Raw genomic sequence first — 20727 nt, forward strand, 5'->3', positions numbered from 1 at the left:
AATGAATTGGGCTTTTCTATATAACTCAAATAATTATTAAAACTTCATTCTCTGAATCCTAACCGCATTCAAAATTGCTAAAAGCGCCACGCCAACATCGGCAAAAACAGCTTCCCACATTGTTGCAAGTCCGCCAGCGCCAAGAATTAATACAAAAGCTTTTACTACAAAAGCCAATGTAATATTTTGCCAAACAATCTTTTTAGTTTGTTTTCCGATGTTAATAGCCATTGCAATTTTACTCGGTTTATCGTCCTGAATTACAATATCAGCAGTTTCGATTGTGGCATCACTTCCTAAACCACCCATTGCAATCCCGACTGTACTTAAAGCAATTACAGGCGCATCGTTAACACCATCGCCAACAAAGGCAATCGTTTCATTTTTAGCTTTAATTTCGTTGACTTTATTTACTTTATCTTCTGGAAGCAAATCGCCAAAAGCATTCTTAATACCGACTTTATCAGCTACAAACTGAACGACATTAGACTTATCGCCACTTAACATCGTCAATTTTACTCCTAAAGCTTTTAGTTTAGAAACCGTTTCTTTCGCATCTTCTTTAATTTCATCCGCAATAGTCAAATAACCTGCAAATTTACCTCCGTAAGCAATTGCAATTGTAGTGTAAACGATTGTTGAAGGATCGATATCATACGAAATGTTGAACTTATCCAATAATTTAAAATTCCCGACATGTAAATCTTTCTCCTTGTATGTAGCTTTTAATCCGTGTCCTGAAATTTCTTCAATATCTTTCAATTCTACCGAAGAATCAACGGTTCCAACATGATTATGAATTGCTGTTGCCACAGGATGAGAACTTTTATTTTCTAAAACATTAACCAGTTTTAAAATTTCGTCTTTATCAAATTCTGGTTTTATAATGACATCCTGAACTTTAAAAACACCTTCTGTCATCGTTCCCGTTTTGTCAACTACAACATTTTGAATCGTCGAAATACTGTCTAAGAAATTACTTCCTTTAAACAAAATTCCGTTTCTGCTTGCAGCGCCAATTCCTCCAAAATAACCAAGCGGAATACTGATAACTAAAGCACAAGGACAAGAAATAACTAAGAAAACTAATGCTCTATATAACCAATCGGTAAAAACATAATTAGACACAAAAAGCATTGGAACCAAACAAATTGCAATTGCCAAATACACTACAATTGGTGTATATATTTTTGCAAACTTTCTAATAAATAACTCCGCAGGCGCTTTTTTTGCAGTGGCATTTTGAACCAATTCCAGAATTTTAGACAACTTACTATCGCTGTAAGCTGTTGTTACTTTTACTTCGATAATAGTATTTCCGTTTATCATCCCTGCCAAAACAGTATCGCCTTTCTTTTTGGTAGCCGGCTTACTTTCTCCTGTTAAAGCAACTGTATTTACAAAAGCAGAATCGGATAACAATTCGCCATCCAAACCTAATTTTTCTCCAGCTTTAAGCTGAATAATAGCTCCAATCTGAACGTCTTTGGCTTTGACTTTTACGGCAACATTATTTTCTAAAATATGCACCTCATCAGGACGCTGATCTAGCAGTTTTTTAATGCTTGTTTTTGCTCTCTTAACTGCCATTCCTTGAAAAGTTTCTCCAATCGTATAAAACAGCATTACTGCAACGCCTTCGGGATATTCGCCTATTGCAAATGCGCCAATAGTAGCAATGCACATGAGAAAAAACTCCGAAAAAACGTCTCCTTTTAAAATGCTTTCGTAAGCTTCTCTCAAAACAGGAATTCCAACAGGAAGATATGCAATTGCATACCATACAATTCTAACATATCCCGCAAACCATTCTTGCTTAAAATAGTTGTCAAAAGCAATTCCTACAATCAGTAAAACAAAAGATATTATGGATGGCAGAAATAGTTTAAAAAGACCTCCATCTACATTGTGTTCGTGGTCGTGTCCTCCGTGATCATGTCCGTCATTTTCAGTGTGAACAGGTTCATCATGAGAACAGCAGCAGGAAGGTTTGGCTTTATTTTTTGTACTTTTTACTTCTTTATCTTGATGTATCATTTTTTGAATTTCAGGTTTAATCCCGATAGCTATCGGGACAAGTTTTATGTTCACAAAACTTTGTTTAAATTATGTCCTAAATTTAAGCATTTTGTATTAAAGTTTATTGCCGCAGAGGCACTAAGTTTTTATTTAACTATGGCGAATTAATTTCGCAAAGTCGCAAAGACGCATAGTTTTTTCTCATTTTATGTCATTTCGACGAAGGAGAAATCTCCGCGAGAAACTCCACAAAGATTGGATTTTAGGAACAGAGCTACTTACGGAGATTTCTCCTTCGTTGAAATGACAAATAATACGTTTATTCTCTATATAAAAAACTTTGCGTCTTTGCGCCTTTGCGAGCAAATTCCACTCCAACAAAAAAACTTAGTCCCTTAGTATCTTAGCATCTTTAAAAAAACTAGTGCGAATGCTCTCCTCCGCCCTTCATTGCCGAAAGTAGATAAAATGCACCTTTGGTCACAATCTTAGCGTTGGCCGGAATATCATTTACAAACTTAACTTCTGTAAAACCTAAATCCGTTGTTCCTGGAATAACCTCAACAGCTTTAAAATGCACTTCTTCTTCATGAGCTTCTTCTTTTTCCCCCTCTTTATGCTCGTGTTTTTCTGCGGCCTGAACATCTTCTTGAATAAAAACAAAGTATTTATCAGCATTTCTCACGACGGCATCTTTTGGTAATGCTGGAACTGTTGCATTTACAATATTAATATTTGCAGAAACGTACATTCCTGGAATCAATCCTTTCGCATCAGCGGGATCAATTTTGGCGTGTACGGCAACCGTTTTACTTTCGTTAGAAAAAGATTTATTGATTCCGAAAATCTTTCCTTTAATTGATTTATTGGATTGATTTGTTAACACAAAATCAATTACTTGACCAATCGAAATCGAACCTAAATCTTTCTCATAAACATTTAAATCCAAATGCATCTGACTGTTATCAACGACTTCAAAAAGCGAAACTCCTGTATTTGCAAAAGCGCCTTTCGCAATATTGATTTTTCCAACAAAACCGTTTATTGGCGAAAGAATTGGTACAACTGGTGTAGATCCTTTTATATTAACATGCAAAGCATCAAGTCTATTTTTTGTCGCCTGCGCGCGAGCTTTTTCGGCCGCTAATTTGGCTTTTACTTCCTGAAAAGTCTTTCTCGGATTCACATTTTCGTCACTCAACGTTTTCTGACGATTGTATTCTAACTGCAGATATTCGACATTCGCCACCGCCGATTGGTAATCTTCCTGCATTCCTATAACTTCCAGATTTTGAATGGTTGCCAAGACTTTTCCTTTGTTTACGAATGTTCCTTCCAAAACAAAAATGTCTTTTACAGTTCCGCCAATCAAAGTCGAAACCTCAGCAGAATTTTGCGGAGGAACAGTTGTATAACCATTCGCCTTGATGATTTTATTCAGATTTCTATCTTCTACAATTCCTGTTTCAATTCCTACTGTTTTGTATTGAGAAGCGGTTAAAGCAACTTCTGTAGTAGATTTTTCTTCTTCAGAAGTTTCTTCTACCTTTTTTTCATTGCATGCTGTTAAGGTAACCGCAAAGCACGCAAAGACAAAGCGCAAAGTACGCAAGGAAACTAAACTTTGTGCTCTTTGCATAATCTTAGCGTTCTTTGCGGTTAAATTCATAAGTATATTTTTCATGATTAATTGTTTTTGATAGTTGGAAATTGAAGTTCGATAGCACTTTGATTATAGCTGTGCGTTGCCTCTGCAAATTGTTTTTTAATATCAATTGCCTGATTTAAAAAACTGATATACGACCAATAACTCATGTCTCCATTGGCATAACTTTTTTGGGCAGTTTCAATAATTTGATTGGCATATTGCGACCCTTCATTTTGGAAATAGGCTAAATTCTTCTGCTGTTTTTCGAAGTTGTTTTTCAATTCTTCTCTTTGTAGATTCAGCATCATTTTGTTTTTGTCTAAAGCCAATTGTGACTGCGAAATACTGATTTCAGCCGCTTTTGCTTTGGTTGTATTAACTCCTCCAAACAACGGAATTTGCAACCCTGCTGTAAAACCTTGAAACAAAGATTCTGTATTTATTGTCTGAGCAAAATAGCCTAAACCTACTTTTGGCGTACGTAAAGCTTTAAATGTTCCAGCTTCTTTTTGATAGACTGATATTTGTTGCTGATAAAAATCGGTCATTAAAGCTTCGGCTGTTGTGTTTTGCTGGTTTTCTATGAAAGTGTATTGCAAAGCCGTATTCTTATCAGGGACAATATTTTCATCTGTCTGAATGAAAAATTGCAATTGCTTCTGATAAATTGCTAAATCATATTCTAATTGCGCTTTCTGAGTTTCAATTTCTTTTACTTTAGCTTTAGCACTAATGACTTCTATATTTCCACTTTCTCCAGTTTTAAATCGCAGTTCGGCATTTTTTAGAAATTTGGTATAAATATCATTCAATTCTGAATTGAGTTTCTGAATCGAAACGCCATACAAATATTGATAATATGCCAATGTCACTGCTTTTTCGATTTCATATGAAGACAAAGCTTTTCTTTTTTCGGCCAGTTTTGCCAGTTCTTCCTGTAATTGCCTATTGGCTTTTGTAATATTCCCTAACGGAAAAAACTGTTGCACAGAAACGTTATGATCGTAATCTGCACTATTGAACTGACCGCCTTGATACTGTACTTGAAGCGGATCTGGCTGAAAAGTCTGCTTTTTTAAGAACAGTTTGTTTTTCGATTTCTTTATCGGCAATTTTTAAATCGATGTTGTTTGATTTGGCGAGTTCTATTGCTTTTTCTAGACTTATAGGTTGCTGTGCAAATGTTGCTGTACTTGCCAATAGGAACGCGCTTAACCGCAAAGTTCGCAAAGGAAGCGCGAAGTTCGCAAAGGTTATTTTTCTTAAATTATATAGTAACTTTTTCATTTTTTTTAAAATTTTCTTAGCGTTCTTCGCGTAAATCTTTGCGCTCTTTGCGGTTAAATCTCTCCAACAATAAATACAAAATCGGTAAAACAATTAAGGTTAATAAAGTTGCTGAGATTAATCCGCCGATTACTACGGTTGCCAAAGGTTTTTGCACCTCTGCTCCGCCACTTGTTGATAATGCCATTGGCATGAATCCTAATGAAGCTACAGCTGCAGTCATTAAAACAGGACGCAAACGCGTTTTAGTTCCAATAATAATTCGTTGAAATGCATCCGAAATACCTTCAGATTTTAATTGATTGAAATAGGAAATCAGTACAATTCCGTTTAAAACTGCGATTCCAAATAAAGCAATAAAACCAATTCCTGCCGAAATACTAAACGGCATTCCTCTCAGTGAAAGCGCAAAAACACCTCCGATAGCTGATAATGGAATCGCTGTAAAAATTAATAATGCTTGTTTTACACTTTTAAAAGTGAAATAAAGCAAAACTAAAATTAGTCCCAAAGCAATGGGTAAAGCGACAGAAAGTCTTTTCGAAGCTTCAATTAGATTTTCAAACTGTCCACCGTAAGTCACATAATAACCCGCAGGAAGTTTGAAACTTTTATCTAGTTTCGCTTGAATTTCTTCCACAACACTTTTAATATCTCTTCCACGAACGTTTAATCCAACAGTAATTCTTCGTTTTCCGTCTTCGCGGATAACCTGTACAGGACCTTGCTCATATTCAACTGAAGCAACTTGTGATAAAGGAACTTGTTGTCCACTCGGAAGCGGAATAAACAAATTGCTCACATCGGTAATATCGCCACGATTGTTTTCATCCATTCTTACGACAACATCAAATCTTTTGCTTTCGTCATAAATCTTTCCTGCAACTTCTCCTGCAAAAGACGAACGAATGATTTGATTGATATCTGAAATATTCAATCCGTAAAGAGCGATTTTATCATAATCGTATTTAATTGTAATTTGTGGCAGTCCTGTAACTTTATCGGCTTTTAAATCTCCTATTCCTTCAATTCCTTTTATTTTCGCTATTAATTCTGTTGCCTTAGCGTCTAGAATTTCCAAATCATCACCAAAAATCTTGATTGCAATATCAGATCGGCTTCCTGTCATTAATTCGTTAAAACGCATCTGAATTGGCTGAGAGATTTCGATATTTGCTCCTGGAATAATTTCCATTTCCTTTTTCATGGCGTTTGCCAATTCTTCCCAATTGTGGTATTTACCTTTCCATTCTTTTTTGTCTTTTAGAACAATAATCAAATCGCCACTTTCAATTGGCATTGGATCAGTTGGGATCTCACCGCTTCCTATTTTGGTTACGATGGTTTTGATTTCTGGGAATTTGGCTTTTAGAATCTGTTCGTATTTAGTAGTCGTTTCAACCATTTGTGTGAGTGAACTTCCTGTCATAATTGTAGCATTGATTGCTAAATCGCCTTCTTCGATTGTTGGAATAAATTCACCTCCCATATTTTGAAAAATGATAAACGCTAAAGCAAATAATGCAACGGCAATAGAAAGCACCACTTTTTTAAATTCTAGAGCTTTTTTTAATAATGGCGTATAACGGTTTTCTAACCAAGCAATCATTCGGTCGCTGAAGTTTTCTTTGTGTTCTGTCTTTTTGGAAAGAAACAAAGCACTCATCATCGGAATATAAGTCAACGAAAGAATAAAAGCTCCAATAATCGCAAAACCAACCGTCATCGCCATTGGTTTAAACATTTTTCCTTCGGTTCCAATTAAAGCTAAGATTGGCAAATAAACTATAAGAATGATAATTTCACCAAAAGCGGCACTATTTCTAATTTTTGAAGCCGAATTATAGACTTCTTCGTCCATTTCTTCCTGTGTTAGTTCTTTTTTGTTTTTGAATTTCTGCAGATGGTGCATCGTGGCCTCGACGATAATGACGGCTCCGTCGACAATAATTCCGAAATCTATGGCACCAAGACTCATTAAATTTCCGCTTACGCCAAAGGCATTCATGAGAATCACAGCAAACAACATTGCTAACGGAATAACCGAAGCAACGATTAATCCTGCACGAAGATTTCCTAAGAATAAAATCAAAACAAAAATCACGATTAATGCTCCTTCTAATAAATTCTTAGCAACGGTTTTTATAGAATTATCTACGAGTTTTCCTCTATCAATAAAAGCTTCGGCAACAACTCCCTCGGGAAGACTTTTATTTATTTGCTCCATTTTTTCGTGAACACGATTTACAACAGCGCTAGAGTTTTCTCCTTTTAACATCAAAACCATTCCCGAAACGATTTCTCCTTTCCCGTCTTTTGTTGATGCTCCATAACGCAACGCAACGCCTTCACGAACTTGCGCAACATTTCGAACCAAAACTGGCGAACCATTTCGGTTTTTTACGACGACATTTTCAAGGTCTTTTACGCCTTTTGCCATTCCGACACCGCGAATAAAATAAGTGTATTGATCTTTTTCGATATAAGCGCCGCCTGTATTTTGATTGTTTTTTTCTAAAGCATCAAAAATTTCGGTAATTGTTACCCCCAAACTATTGAGCATATTGGGATTTACGGCTATTTCGAATTGTTTTAGTTTTCCGCCCCAAGTACTTACTTCGGCAACACCTTTAATTCCTTGCAATTGCGGAATAATAATCCAATCTTGAATGGTACGCAGTTCTACAGCGCTGTATTTGTTTTCGTAACCTTTTTTAGCGTAGACATCGTATTGATAAATCTCTCCTAAACCTGTAGAAATTGGTGCTAATTCGGGAGAATTTACATAATCTGGAATGTTTTCTTCGGCTTGTTTTAGACGCTGGAAAATTTGCTCGCGAGCCCAGTAAATATCGACATCGTCCTCAAAAACAACAGTTACAACCGATAATCCAAAACGGGAAATACTGCGAAGCTCTATCACATCTGGAACTGTTTTTACAGCTCTTTCTAATGGATATGTAATTAATTGTTCGACTTCCTGGCTTGCCAATGTTGGCGCCGTTGTAATAATCTGAACTTGATTATTGGTTACATCTGGCAATGCATCCAATGGTAATTTTTTAAGCGAATAGCTTCCCCAAGCAATTAGTGCAAGGGTAAATAATAGTATAACGAATTTGTTTCGTATACTAAACTGTATGATTTTATCTAACATTTGAATATATAATGACGTGAGAAATTAGACAATTAAATTGCCTGTAAACGTGTGGAAAATCCACAACTCTCTCGCCCGTTTCGATTTTCATCGAACAGGCATAATCATTATGCTATTTGAGGGGGTTGCCAAATACTTCCGTAGAAATTGGAAATAAAAACAGAATTATAACTTGGTAAAGCTATTGAAATTTGATTGTAAGTTTTAGGAAATTCAAAAGTTACAGCAGAATGGTAACTTAAAACCTGTGCACCGCAACAGTTACAGACGCAAAATGGAGAACATAAATCATTTGCTTTATCATGCGAATGATTATCTTCTGAAGTAAACTGAGCTGTTTTATGCATGGCGCTGTTTACTTCCATATCCGCACATGGCATATTAGATAATGCCATTAGGTAAATTGATAATATGATTGTTATCCATTTCACAGCTGTAAAAGTACAATTTATTTTTATTTTTTTTCAGTTAATTAAAATTGATGATAGTAAAAATAAAATGCTAGTTAATGACCTGACAATTATTTCAATAGATTTTTTATTTTCTTTAAAAACTTTGTTGGAGGTAAGAAAATTTCGTTAACTTTAACAATAATTAACAATTCTTTAAGTCCCTCATTTTAACCTTTAAAAACACTTTTTCTATACGCCAAAAAAAATAAGCAGAGATTTCTTTACACCCATTAGTACAATTTATTTTTCGCAGTTTAATTAATTTTTAATACTCTAATCAATGAAATGTAAGACACTAATATCAGCCTCTTTATTATTTTTCAGCATACAGATTTTTGGACAAGTTTACACCGACAAAATTGTTGGAAAAAAAAATGAAGATTTAAAAGACAGTCTTAAAGTAGAAAAATACCCCTACGCTCTTCCTATCTGGGGCGAAAAAGTAGCCCAAAAAGGCTATAAACTTCCTTACTCCGCTGGAGTATCTGTAAATTATTTTTGGCAAACCTCTGATATAATTATCAATAATTTAAATGTTGGTTTTAATAATGGGCCTCAGTATAATTTGGATGAGATCGTTCGTTTTGACAAATCTTATGTTGAAGCTGGAGCGCTTACTATTCGTCCTGATATATGGCTACTTCCTTTTTTAAATATCTATGGCATCTTTGGAAAAGCCAATACTTCAACAAACATCAATGCCGGAATTTACGTTCCGGATGCTGATAATAACTGGTCAGAAGTTGCTCATTTTACTACAAAAGCAAACTTTAATGCTACGACTTTCGGTATTGGTATGACTCCCACAATTGGTATTGGCGGAGGCTGGTTTGCACTTGATATGAATATGGCTTGGACCGACATAAGTTCGCTTGATAAACCCGCTTTCTCTTATATCTTCGGTCCACGATTTGGTAAGACTTTTAAATTCAATAAACCAGATACAAACATAGCAGTTTGGGTCGGAGGTTTTAGAGTACACATTTCTGGAGATACTAATGGAAATTTGCCATTGTCTAATTTTATTGATCTTACCGGTGCGCAGGCTAAAGTGGATAGCGGTCTTCAAAAAGTATCCGAAAACCAAACAAAAGTAGATAACTGGTGGGATGGCTTGACTCCAGCTGAACAAAAAAATCCAGTCAATATTGCCAAGCACAACACGGCAGACAGAGCTTTAGACAGAGCGGGGACAATTCTTGCAACTCTGGATGGAGCATTGAGTACGGCCGAAAGCTCGTCTGTTCAATATTCGCTTCAAAAAAGGCCTAAAGACATGTGGAACTTTATTGTTGGATCGCAGTATCAATTCAGCAGACATATTATGTTTCGTGCAGAATGCGGTTTCTTAGGCTCACGTACACAAGTTCTGGGCAGTCTTCAGTATCGTTTTGGACTTTAATTCGGAAATCATATGAAAAAAGGTTTTCTAATCTTTGTCACTTTTTTTTGTATTAGCACAGCACAATCCCAAGTCTTGATTTCCTTAATATTTGGAGATAAACTCAATTCGCAGTTTTTAGAGTTTGGTCTTGAAGGTGGCGCTAATTTTTCTACCATTTCAAACATGGGATCTTCCGCCTTAAATCCAGGTTTCAATCTTGGTTTTTATTTTGATTTAAGATCTAGAAAAAATCCAGCGTGGATGATCAATACAGGAGTAATTGTAAAATCGCCCATGGGAGCCAAAGATATTCCAGTTTATTCTTTAAACGATGAAAATTTGGACAATACTTTTGCAGGTGGACACGTTAATCGCGAGATACGTTATTTTAATGTTCCTATATTGATTAAATATCAATTTAAGAATAATATCTACCTTAAAGCGGGTCCGCAATTTGGATTATTAGCCAAAGCATTTGATGAGTTTAAAAATGAAATTAACAGCGACGATGTGGTCTACAAAAAGAACATTCGTGATCAAATTCATGTTATTGATGCTGGACTTGCATTTGGCGCCGGCTATCATTTGAATGTTGGACATGGCTTAAATCTAACAGTTCAATATTATTACGGACTTGTTACTGTAATGAAAGGAGATGGACCAAACAATCAATATAACAGATCTTTGTATGTTACAGCAGGACTACCTATCGGAAAAGGAAAAGCTGCACAAAAAAGAGCTGAAAAAGAAGCCGAACTTAACAAAGTGGTTCTGCCAGAAGATGAAAAATAATATCTTTTATTCTTCCTGATTGATTTCTTTTATAAATTCAAGAATCTCATCGGTACTTAAAACAAAATCAGGTACTGTATGCAAAATGGCATTATTGGGCATAAAAGGCATGTCTGCAGAAAGCGGATTCTGGACAACGCTTATTCCGCCAAATGCCTGAATAGCTCTCAATCCGATTGTTCCATCAGAATTGGAACCCGAAAGTAAAATTCCGATCAAATGATTGCCATATATTTCTGCAAGCAGACTCAAATGAGACGTCAATACTTGGTCTGCTGTAGTTTATTTTTTCTGAAGTGTCTAAAGACAGTGTTTCGTTTCTTTCAAATAATAAATGATAATTGGACGGCGCGATATAGATAAATCCTGGTTCTAGTTTTACCTTGTCTTCTACTTCTTTTACTATTATTTGCGATTTTAAGGCAATTAAATCTTCTAAGGTTTGTTCATCTGAATTTTTTCTGTGAACTACTATTACAATGGCAAAAGAAATAGGCTTTTCTATAAAAGGCAAAATTTGCAATAATGCCTGTAAGCTTCCTGCCGAACCTCCAATTATAATTACTTTACAATTTGTTATTCTCTTACTTTTCTCCATATTTTCTCTTTAGCAAATTGTTTATATTTGGTTTGAGATATAGAATATTTTATCGTTTCTTTTGTTCCGAGTGCCAAAAATCCTAGAACAGCCAAGCTATCGTCGAATAGATTCACAACTCTCTTCTGTAGATTATTATCAAAATAAATTAAAACATTACGGCACAAAATAAGGTCAAACTCATTAAACGAATTGTCTGAAACTAAGTTATGCTGTGAGAAAACCATTTTCTCAGAAAGATTCTCGTTAAACTTTGCAAAACCATAATTGGCAATGTAATAATCTGAAAAATCCTGTTGTCCGCCTGCATCGCGATAATTGTCTGCGTAATCTTTTATCATTCGTAACGGAAAAATACCGCTTTTGGCTGTTTCTAGCACAGATGCATTTATATCTGTAGCATATAATATTGATTTATGAAGCAAGCCTTCTTCTTTCAACATAATTGCCATAGAATATACTTCTTCTCCCGTAGAACAGCCTGCATGCCAAATACGAATAAAAGGCTTAGGCCCTAAAAGTGGTAGGACTTCTTTTCTTAATGTTAGATAAAATGATGGATCACGAAACATCTCGGTTACATTAACCGTGATTTCGTCTATCATTCTTTTGTAATATTCTGGATCTGTGCGGATTTTAGATAAAAACTCATGAAAATGTTTAAATCCATCTAAATAAAAAACCCGGCTTACTCGTCGTTTAAGTGAAGCTCTCGAATAACTTCCAAAATCAAAACCGTAATATTCGTAAACATCATTTATAAGAGTTTCTAATTCAATATCTTCAATCATAATTCATTTAGATTTCTTCCAAAATCTGAAGTAATTTATCAACATCTACTGGTTTAGAGATGTAGGCGTCTGCTCCAGCTTGTAAACATTTTTCTCTGTCTCCTGCCATTGCCTGTGCTGTAACGGCAATTACTAAGGTAGATTCTTGCGACGGAATTTCTTTTATAAGCGGAATTGCCTCATAACCATCCATTTCTGGCATCATCATATCGATTAAAACTGCATCTATAGATGAGTCTTCTTTTAGTATTTTTAGAGCCTCTTCGGCGCTTAAGCAAGATAAACAATCATACGATTTTGCTTTTAAAGTGTTTACTAAAGCAAAAATATTCCTCGAATCATCATCTACGATCAAAACACGTTTCTTTCCCATTTACAGCATTTTAAAGATTAGATTTTATCATAAAGCCACACTCGCAATAACGATAAAAGCTGGTCTACATCGACAGGTTTTGTAATATAATCTGAAGCTCCAGCTTTAATACATTTTTCTCTGTCTCCAGTCATTGCTTTTGCCGTTACAGCTATTACAGCTAAGTTAAGAAATTTCGGGTTACTTCTTATCTTTTCTGCTGTTTCGTAGCCATCCATATTGGGCATCATCATATCTAGTAACACCACATCTGTATCTGGGTTTTCATCTAAAATTTTAATAGCCTCTTTTCCATCAAAAGCTGTAATTACATTCATTTTAAAGGCTTCTAAAGCTTTTGAAAGCGAATATATATTTCGTACATCATCGTCTACAATTAATACTTTTTTCTCAAACAAAATATTATTTAGCGAATTCAACTTTTTGTGGTTTTCCTTTGCTGTACCTTCTTTCTTTTCTTCTACTAAGTGAAGGAAAAGCGAAACCTCATCTAGCATTCTTTGGTATGAATGAGCCGTTTTTACAATAATAGAATCGGCATATTTTCTAATTTTCAGTTCTTCCTTTATAGACAAACTTTTTCCTGTAAAGACAATTACAGGAAGGTTTTCTAATCCTGGACTTTTCTTAACTCCATCTAGAATTTCGTAGGCTTGTTTATCTGGGATTCCCATATCAAGAATTACGCAATCTACCTCTTCTTTTCCTAAAGCCGATAAACCTGCCGAAACTTCACTCTTAATTTCCGAATTGATATTATACGTTTCTAAGAAATAAGCCAAAGCTTTTGCGTGTTTCGGATTATCTTCAATAATTAAAACCTTCTGAGATTCTTTATTGATGATGTGCTCAATTCGCATAAAAACTTCCGGAATCTTGTCAAACGCAACAGGTTTATCTAAGAAATCTACAGCTCCTTTTAGCAAGCTTTCTTGCTTCAATTTATGCGATGACATAATGTGCACTGAAATATGTTTAGTGTGCGAATTATTCTTCAATTCTTCCAAAACTTCCCAACCGCTTTTAATTGGCAATTCGATATCTAATAAAATACCAATTGGTCTATAGATTAAGGCAAAATTTAAAGCATAATCTCCTCTTACAGCAACAACGCCTTTGTATCCTTTTTTCTGTGTAAAAGCTAATAATGATTTAGCAAAATTAATATCATCTTCTACAATCAAAATTACTTTGTCGCCTTCTACAATAGAATTTCTGTCGTCTTCAATTTCTGCTGGCACAACATCGCTAATGTATCTTGGTTTTTGTTCTTCATTTTCAGATTGAACTTCAATTTCTTCTGCTTCTGGAATTTTATTAACTGACACTTTATTGATTGCAAATCCTAATACAGGCAGACATAACGTAAACGTACTTCCTTCGTTTACTTTGCTGTGCAGGATGATTTCTCCTCTCAATAATTTAGCTAGTTCACGGCTAATTGACAATCCTAAACCTGTTCCTCCGTATTTGCGTTTTGTAGAACCATCAGCTTGCTGGAAAGCTTCAAAAATTAATGGCTGTTTTTCTAACGGAATTCCAATTCCTGTATCTTTTACAATAAAGCAGATTATTTTATCGTCGTCTGTATCAACCTTAATTTCAAGAGAAACAGTTCCTTTTTCTGTAAATTTAATCGCATTTGAAATCAAGTTTTTTAGAATTTGCTCCAAACGCATTTTATCTGTTTTGATAACAATTGGTGCTTCTTTCGCAATAATTTCAAAGTTGATATTTTTCTCTTTTGCTACCAGATAAAACAAATTATAAAGCGCGTCTGTAATCTCTTTTGTCGAAACATCTAAGAACTCTAGATCCATTTTACCAGCTTCAATTTTAGATAAATCCAGAATTTCATCGATTAATCCTAACAAACTATTTCCTGAACTCTGAATTACTTTTGCAAATTCAATTTCTTCATTGTTCATTGTTTTATTGTTGTTTTCAGAAAGCAAACGGCTCAATAGTAAAATCGAGTTCAAAGGCGTTCTCAACTCATGCGACATATTAGCTAAAAACTCTGATTTGTAGCGAGTTGTTAATTCTAAAGCCTCTGATTTCTTCTGAATTTCTGTATTTTTTTCTTCTAATAAAACACTTCTTTCTGATAGTTCTTCATTTGTTTGCTCCAATTCTTCCTGCTGTACGCGAAGTTCTTCTTCTGATGCTTGCAGTTTTTCAGTTTGTGCTTCCAATTCTGCATTTATAGCTTCCAATTCGCTGTGCTGAATTTGTAATTCTTCTGCTTGCGATTTGGTTTCTTCCAACAATTCTAAGACACGTTTACGGTTTTGAGTCGCTTTCAGGGCAATTCCAATATTATTGGCTACAATGTTTAAAAATTCCAATTGCAGTACAGAAAAACCATAAATACTTGCCAATTCTACTGCTCCTTCTACTTTGAAATCCATAAGCGGAAGCGCTACAATATGAGTTGGTTTTATTTCGCCTAAAGCGTAATTAATTTGAATATCATCTGGCGAAAGTGTTTTCAATTCCAGCATTTTACCAGAAACAATTGCCTGTCCGATTAAGCCTTCACCTTTCTTAATTCTTTCTCTATTTTTACTCGGAATATAACTGTATCCACCAGAAATTGTCATTTCTTCTCCGTCCAAAACATACAAAACTCCAGCGCTGCTGTTGGTATATTGGCACAAAAATTCGATTACATCTTTAGATAACTTCTGGATTGTTTTTTCGCCTAACATTTTATCATTTAAAGTCGCAACACCAGACTGAAGCCATTCTTTTTGAGATAATAAGTCGAACGAATTTTTTAGCGAATTTTTCATTTCATGAATAGAAGCTCCAAGCGCACCTAAAGTATCTGCTTTTCGATCATCGATTTGAACATCGTAATTTCCTTTAGAAATTTGTGTTGCAATACCGCCAATTACTTGCAATCTATCAGCTGTTTCCTTATCCTTTTTTATTAATTCTTGTTGCAATAAAGTTCTTTCATTGTAATCTTTCAGAATTCTAATCAGGAAAACTATAGAAATAAGAAAGGCGATAAAGAAAGCAATCGCAATTAAAGCCAAACTATATCTGCCATAACGCTCTGAATTTGAATTGCGTTCATCTAAAAGCTTTTGCTCTGTATTTTCGACCTTTTTGATGATTGCACGCATTTCGTTCATCATATTTCGGCCCTCATTCAAATCAAAGATCAGTATTTGCTTGCTTAATCTCTTTTTTACAATCTGATTGTTTAGATATTTAAAGAAAGCTGAACGTTTGTCACGCAATTCTTCTAGTAATTTAGTTTGCGAAGGATTATCAGCTGTTAAACCATCCAACTTTTCAAAATAAGCATTGGCTTTGGCTTCAGAATCATTAAAACGGCCAACAAATTGCTCGTCACCTGTAAGCAAGTATCCTCTCATGCTTGTTTGAGCTTCGGTAAGAATTGAGGAACCTTCATTTAGATTGTAAATTACATCCTGAGTATGATTGACCCAAAAATTGCTGTTTAAAAGACTTTTAATGCTTATAAACGAAGCAACCGAGCTAATGGTAAGTACAAGCAATGAAACTAGCGAACTAATTAATAAATTCCTTTTAAAATTACCGTTCATATATGTCTAATTATTTTAATTCGTATTTTAAAGGAAGCACAATAATAAAACTTGCTCCCTCGCCTAATTTGCTTTTGGCTGTGATTAATCCGTTGTGTTTTTCTATTATTTTTTTTGCAATCGCAAGTCCAATTCCTGTTCCTTCGTAACTTTGGCGGTCATTCAAGCTTTGAAAGATAATAAAAATACGGTCAAGATAAATTTCGTCAAAACCAATTCCGTTATCTTTTACCATAATTCTGCAGAATTTGCCATCTGGTGAAGTCGGGCTATCTATTGATTTTTCTAAAATGGTTTCAGAAGTGATCTCGATTACGGGTTTATATTCACTTCCAGAGAACTTCAAAGCATTTCCTATCAGATTTTGAAAAACTTGACGCATCTGACTCGGAATGCTATCTACTGTTGGAAGTTCGTTTGTTTTAATTGTAGCGTTTTTGCGTTCAATTAAATAATCAAAATCTCCCAATACCTCTTGTAAAACAACATTTAAATCGGTTCTTTCTGGTTTTACTTGAGCCGAAAGTCTAGAATAAGCTAACAAATCGGTAATTAAAGTCTGCATTCTTTCTGCCGATTTTATTGTCCTATCCACATAATCGATAGCTTTGTCGTCTGCTTTTAGATAAAGATCTTTTATTATTTTGATGAAGATTTGAATCTTTCTAATGGGTTCGTTTAAATCGTGCGATACTACCCAAGAAAACTGTTGCAATTCGTGATTTCGAAGCTCTAGTTCTTCATTTTTCTGAACCAATTCTTTTGTTCTTTCTGCAATTTTGATTTCGAGATTGTCCTGCGCTTCTTTTCTAATTTTGATTTCTTTAGAAAGCAGATCTTTCATCGCTTTAAGTTCGTTCTGCTGTTCGTAGATTTTAATGAAGGTTTTTACTTTCAGTATCAGTAAATCGCTATCTACTGGTTTGGTAATATATTCAACAGCACCAGTTTCATAACCTTTAAAAATGTATTTTTTCTCTGTGTTAAGTGCAGAAAGAAAAATAACAGGTATATCTTTTGTGCGTTTATTTCCAGAAAGAATTTTTACTACCTCAAAGCCATCAAGTCCAGGCATTTGAACATCCATAATAATAAGGCAGTAATCTGTTTTAAGGATTTTTTTGAGCGCTTCTTCACCAGATTCGGCACTATCAACATCGATATTATGCAGTTCTAATGTTTTCTTCAGGGCAATAATATTGGCCCTTATATCGTCTACAATTAATACCATGTCGGAAAGCTAAATCGGTTGTAAATCAAAATAATTGAATTTAAAATAAATATAAATATTTTCTTATTTTTTTAATGAATTGCAAAGTGCACCTCTTAAAAATGGTGCAGAAATTCTCAAATGTATAAAAAAAATAACGGGGAGGTTTTTTATTTAAACCGTAAATAGTTACAAAATTCCCATCTTTTCTAATCAGTTTGGAGATTCTATATGATTCTTAACTTATTAGAAATTTCTTATTCTTTAACATTTTCACGAAATGAATGTATTTTCATACAGGATTACCCTTTTATTTTGATTGGAGCAAACAAAATTTCTTTTAAGACAAGCAAAATTTTAGTTAAGAACTAATTTTAAAAAGCAAATAAAAGCTTAAAAAGAGAGAAATCATGAAAAAGAAACAGACATTTCCCGAACAAAAACAAACTCTTCCTGGCAATGAATACTTGATGACACCTGAGCCAGAAATTATAAGAGAGAATTATGTTGGAAGCGGAAAATTACTTGGAAAAACTGCTTTTATTACTGGAGGCGACAGCGGTATTGGCCGAAGTGTTGCGGTTCATTTTGCAAGAGAAGGCGCAAATGTCGCAATTGTCTACTTAAAAGAAGACAAAGATGCTCTAGAAACAAAAGCGATGGTTGAAAAAGAAGGCCGAGAGTGCCTCTTAATTAGTGGTGATTTGAAAGATGAAAAATTTTGTCGCACTGCCATAAAAAAATGCCACACGACTTTTAAAAATATTAATATTCTGGTAAATAACGCAACTGTACATTTTCCGCAAAATGAATTCGAAAAGATTACAAATGCTCAGCTTCACAAAACTTTTGAAACTAATATTTATCCTTTTTTTTATGTTACTAAAGCCGCTCTTGCTTTTTTAAAAGAAGGCGATGTTATTATCAATACGACCTCCGTGACTGCTTTTCGCGGAAGCGAACACTTAGCCGATTATGCCAGTACAAAAGGCGCAATTGTGAGTTTTACTCGTTCGCTTTCGAGTATGCTTGCTAAGAAAAAAATTCGCGTAAATGGTGTTGCTCCTGGCCCAATTTGGACTCCATTAATCGTAGCAAGTTTTGATAATTTATCTGATTTTGGAAAAAATAATCCGATGGAACGAGCCGGACAGCCATCTGAAGTTGCGCCTGCTTATGTTTTTCTGGCTTCTCAAGATAGCAGTTATATTACTGGGCAGTTCATTCATGTGAATGGTGGTGAATTGGTGGGATAGGAAAGTTTCTAAGATGCTAAGATTCTGAGTTTTTCTTTTTGTAATCTACGCAATGAGTCTGATGACAAAACCAACGAATATCTTAGAATCTTAGAAACTCAGAACCTTAAAAAATAAAAAAATGAATTATATAGACATCATCGGACTTTTTGCTGGAGCGTGCATTACATTATCTACGATTCCGCAAATTATAAAGATTTGGAAAACAAAGAAAGTAAAAGAAATTTCGCTTCGCATGTTCTGCATTTTAACGTTCGGAATTGCAATGTGGATTGTATATGGGATTCTAAAAAAAGATCTTCCCATTATTCTAACCAATAGTATTTCTTTTATTCTAAATCTTATTATGGTTTATTTCATTATCTACTATGAAAAAGAATAAGCAAAAAAAACAGCCTGATCAAAGCTGTTTTTTTGTAGATAAAGATATGGTATGCTTACTAGCTAGCTAATTTTTGGTCAAATGACTTTAATTCCAATTGGTATTTTCGAGGTTGTAAGTTTCGTTTTAAAAACTGCACTGGCGCTGTAATTGCGGTTAGTTTCATATGAGATAGTTTTTTAATCTCACTTATTTGTTTTACTGCAAAGTTCAAAATAGGCTCAAACGGAGTAAAATAATTATAACTATGTTGCGCTATCTCTAGTTCTAAAACTTCTCTGAGAATACTTTTCATTAATAAATAACGAATTGTTCCTCTATTTGGAATTCTTTTAAGTTCCTGAAATTTCTCTCCAATTTTATGATTTTCGTCGCCTATATAAATATAATTTCCAGAATTGCTCGTAAATATTTTTTTCACTTGAGAAACAAAATCAGTTTCTTTATTTTCGATTGTTGTTGGCATTCCAATTATTGAAAATTGAATCTGCTGATGGCTTTGAAAATACAATACACTATTAATCATAGAAGAATTACTCATAATACCCGATTGTTGCTTTTTAAGACAATTAGTAGCTCCATCGGCACCAAAACTATGCAAAACATTTCCTTTCTCGCAATAAGCAAAAAACACAGGCGAAAACGGATTAGATTCGATGCTTAAACTAATTTCTTGATTAAAAGTTAAATCAAAACTGAGATAAGTCATTTCTTTTTCAAAACGAACTCCAGAAATACTCCCTTTTGCCCATTTTGATTTAATTGTTAATCTATATTCATTAGCATTGACTTTTAAGCTTCCGCCAAAACTCTCTTTCAAATTATTAAAAACAGCATCAAAGCTTCCAGTATTTAAGTAAAGTTTTTTCATAATAGGGTTTTGATTTAGTAAAGTGGTTAGTAACTATTTACGTACAAAAACTAACCTTGGTTTTTAACTTAATTTCTATATTCCAAAGTTCGTTTATATTGCCAATCAATTCCTTATACAATTTTGGTGAGATATTTCATAATTATTATTTTAAGGTTCTAAGGTTCTCATGCTTCAAAAAATAAAGAGCAAAAAAACTTAGTAACTTAGAAACTTTAGAAAAAAAAGCAACCTAAAAAACTAAGCTTCTACCTTTCCCACTTTTCATAAACAGTAAAAAAAACTTAGCATCTTAGAGCCTCAGTAGCTTAGAAACTAAAAAAAAGCAAACTAAAAAACTAAGCTTCTATCTTTTTCATTTTTCATAAACAGTAAGAAAAAAACTTAGCATCTTAGAACCTCAGTAGCTTAGAAGCTTAAAAAAAAAGCATTGCCTCAAATAAATTTGAAACAACTGCTCATCAGCAAAATAAAAATACTAATCTATTTTTATTCTTTTTATGTTAATTCGTTTATGTCTGAATTTTTGGAATAATTGGCTTTCGGAATGTCTTTAAAAAATTCGGCTTCTTCCAAATCTGCCATTGGACCATATCCTAGCAAATGAGTTCCTTTTCCGCCATCTTTTGTTTCTATTACATATAAAATAGACATGTCATCGGGATCACTCATACCTTCATAACGATGATGCGCCACAATAAAAACATCTTCTGGTTTATAGGCAACTTTACTTTCTGAATCTATCAGACGATCACTTTCAAATAAATAATTTACCGTGTAACCTTCATCTTGATATCTCTTTATATTATCGGTTTCGTGTTTTGAATCTTCCCTTTTCATTGCTTTTTATTTTTAACTGTTATTCAAATTTCCGTATAGAAAAGAGATAAAATTAACTCTAACGATTTTAATCTTGCCTCATTCAA

Annotated in this window: 17 protein-coding genes; 4 read left to right on the forward strand and 13 right to left on the reverse strand. The window is 34.2% G+C overall.

Features of this window, described 5'->3' with window-relative positions; genetic code table 11:
• Window positions 1-36: 36 nt before the first annotated feature.
• The 5 genes from P5P87_RS06295 to P5P87_RS06315 form a co-directional block, all read right to left on the reverse strand.
• Window positions 37-2037 (reverse strand): heavy metal translocating P-type ATPase, encoded by a 2001-nt coding sequence (locus tag P5P87_RS06295; RefSeq protein WP_278021965.1) that lies wholly within the window; start codon window positions 2035-2037, stop codon window positions 37-39.
• 403 nt (window positions 2038-2440) lie between these two features.
• Window positions 2441-3703: an efflux RND transporter periplasmic adaptor subunit gene (locus P5P87_RS06300; RefSeq protein WP_278021966.1), complete on the reverse strand. Its 1263-nt coding sequence runs from the start codon at window positions 3701-3703 to the stop codon at window positions 2441-2443.
• 2 nt (window positions 3704-3705) lie between these two features.
• Window positions 3706-4779, reverse strand: a complete 1074-nt coding sequence (locus P5P87_RS06305; protein ID WP_278021967.1) for a TolC family protein — start codon at window positions 4777-4779, stop codon at window positions 3706-3708.
• Window positions 4780-4970: 191 nt separating this feature from the next.
• Window positions 4971-8111, reverse strand: coding sequence for an efflux RND transporter permease subunit (locus P5P87_RS06310; RefSeq protein ID WP_278021968.1), 3141 nt, complete (start codon window positions 8109-8111; stop codon window positions 4971-4973).
• Between the two features lie 107 nt (window positions 8112-8218).
• Window positions 8219-8506 (reverse strand): hypothetical protein, encoded by a 288-nt coding sequence (locus P5P87_RS06315; protein ID WP_233074081.1) that lies wholly within the window; start codon window positions 8504-8506, stop codon window positions 8219-8221.
• 337 nt (window positions 8507-8843) lie between these two features.
• Between P5P87_RS06315 and P5P87_RS06320 the strand changes: the two genes are divergently transcribed.
• Window positions 8844-9965, forward strand: a complete 1122-nt coding sequence (locus P5P87_RS06320; protein ID WP_278021969.1) for a hypothetical protein — start codon at window positions 8844-8846, stop codon at window positions 9963-9965.
• Between the two features lie 75 nt (window positions 9966-10040).
• Entirely contained in the window at window positions 10041-10739 is a 699-nt protein-coding gene (locus tag P5P87_RS06325; RefSeq protein ID WP_278021970.1) for a porin family protein, read from the forward strand.
• A 6-nt stretch (window positions 10740-10745) separates the two neighbouring features.
• Here the strand turns inward: P5P87_RS06325 and P5P87_RS06330 are convergent, their stop codons facing one another.
• The 6 genes from P5P87_RS06330 to P5P87_RS06355 are packed head-to-tail and all read right to left on the reverse strand — an operon-like array spanning window position 10746 to window position 17313.
• Window positions 10746-10958: a chemotaxis protein CheB gene (locus tag P5P87_RS06330; protein ID WP_278021971.1), complete on the reverse strand. Its 213-nt coding sequence runs from the start codon at window positions 10956-10958 to the stop codon at window positions 10746-10748.
• The gene (locus P5P87_RS06335; RefSeq protein WP_278021972.1) at window positions 10924-11337 is read right to left on the reverse strand and encodes a chemotaxis protein CheB; all 414 of its coding nucleotides are present in this window, start codon (window positions 11335-11337) and stop codon (window positions 10924-10926) included. Before P5P87_RS06335 ends, P5P87_RS06330 begins: the two co-directional genes overlap by 35 nt.
• Window positions 11316-12128, reverse strand: coding sequence for a CheR family methyltransferase (locus tag P5P87_RS06340; RefSeq protein WP_278021973.1), 813 nt, complete (start codon window positions 12126-12128; stop codon window positions 11316-11318). The genes P5P87_RS06335 and P5P87_RS06340 overlap by 22 nt, the downstream gene beginning before the upstream one ends.
• Before the next feature lie 7 nt (window positions 12129-12135).
• The gene (locus tag P5P87_RS06345) at window positions 12136-12501 is read right to left on the reverse strand and encodes a response regulator (protein WP_278021974.1); all 366 of its coding nucleotides are present in this window, start codon (window positions 12499-12501) and stop codon (window positions 12136-12138) included.
• Between the two features lie 17 nt (window positions 12502-12518).
• Window positions 12519-16082: a response regulator gene (locus tag P5P87_RS06350; protein WP_278021975.1), complete on the reverse strand. Its 3564-nt coding sequence runs from the start codon at window positions 16080-16082 to the stop codon at window positions 12519-12521.
• Window positions 16083-16092: 10 nt separating this feature from the next.
• Window positions 16093-17313 carry a hybrid sensor histidine kinase/response regulator gene (locus tag P5P87_RS06355; protein ID WP_198856003.1) on the reverse strand — a complete coding sequence of 407 codons (1221 nt, stop codon included), beginning with the start codon at window positions 17311-17313 and terminating at the stop codon, window positions 16093-16095.
• Window positions 17314-17702: 389 nt separating this feature from the next.
• Here P5P87_RS06355 and P5P87_RS06360 point away from each other — a divergent pair, with 389 nt between their 5' ends.
• Window positions 17703-18548 carry an SDR family oxidoreductase gene (locus P5P87_RS06360; protein WP_278021976.1) on the forward strand — a complete coding sequence of 282 codons (846 nt, stop codon included), beginning with the start codon at window positions 17703-17705 and terminating at the stop codon, window positions 18546-18548.
• A gap of 121 nt (window positions 18549-18669) precedes the next feature.
• A complete protein-coding gene (locus P5P87_RS06365) occupies window positions 18670-18930 on the forward strand; it encodes a SemiSWEET family sugar transporter (protein ID WP_278021977.1) in 261 nt (86 codons plus the stop codon).
• 58 nt (window positions 18931-18988) lie between these two features.
• Here the strand turns inward: P5P87_RS06365 and P5P87_RS06370 are convergent, their stop codons facing one another.
• Both P5P87_RS06370 and P5P87_RS06375 read right to left on the reverse strand, forming a co-directional pair.
• Window positions 18989-19801: a hypothetical protein gene (locus tag P5P87_RS06370; RefSeq protein WP_278021978.1), complete on the reverse strand. Its 813-nt coding sequence runs from the start codon at window positions 19799-19801 to the stop codon at window positions 18989-18991.
• Window positions 19802-20299: 498 nt separating this feature from the next.
• A complete protein-coding gene (locus tag P5P87_RS06375) occupies window positions 20300-20641 on the reverse strand; it encodes a hypothetical protein (protein ID WP_198856007.1) in 342 nt (113 codons plus the stop codon).
• Between the last annotated feature and the right edge of the window lie 86 nt (window positions 20642-20727).

Source organism: Flavobacterium ginsengisoli, assembly GCF_029625315.1.
Classification (GTDB): domain Bacteria; phylum Bacteroidota; class Bacteroidia; order Flavobacteriales; family Flavobacteriaceae; genus Flavobacterium; species Flavobacterium ginsengisoli.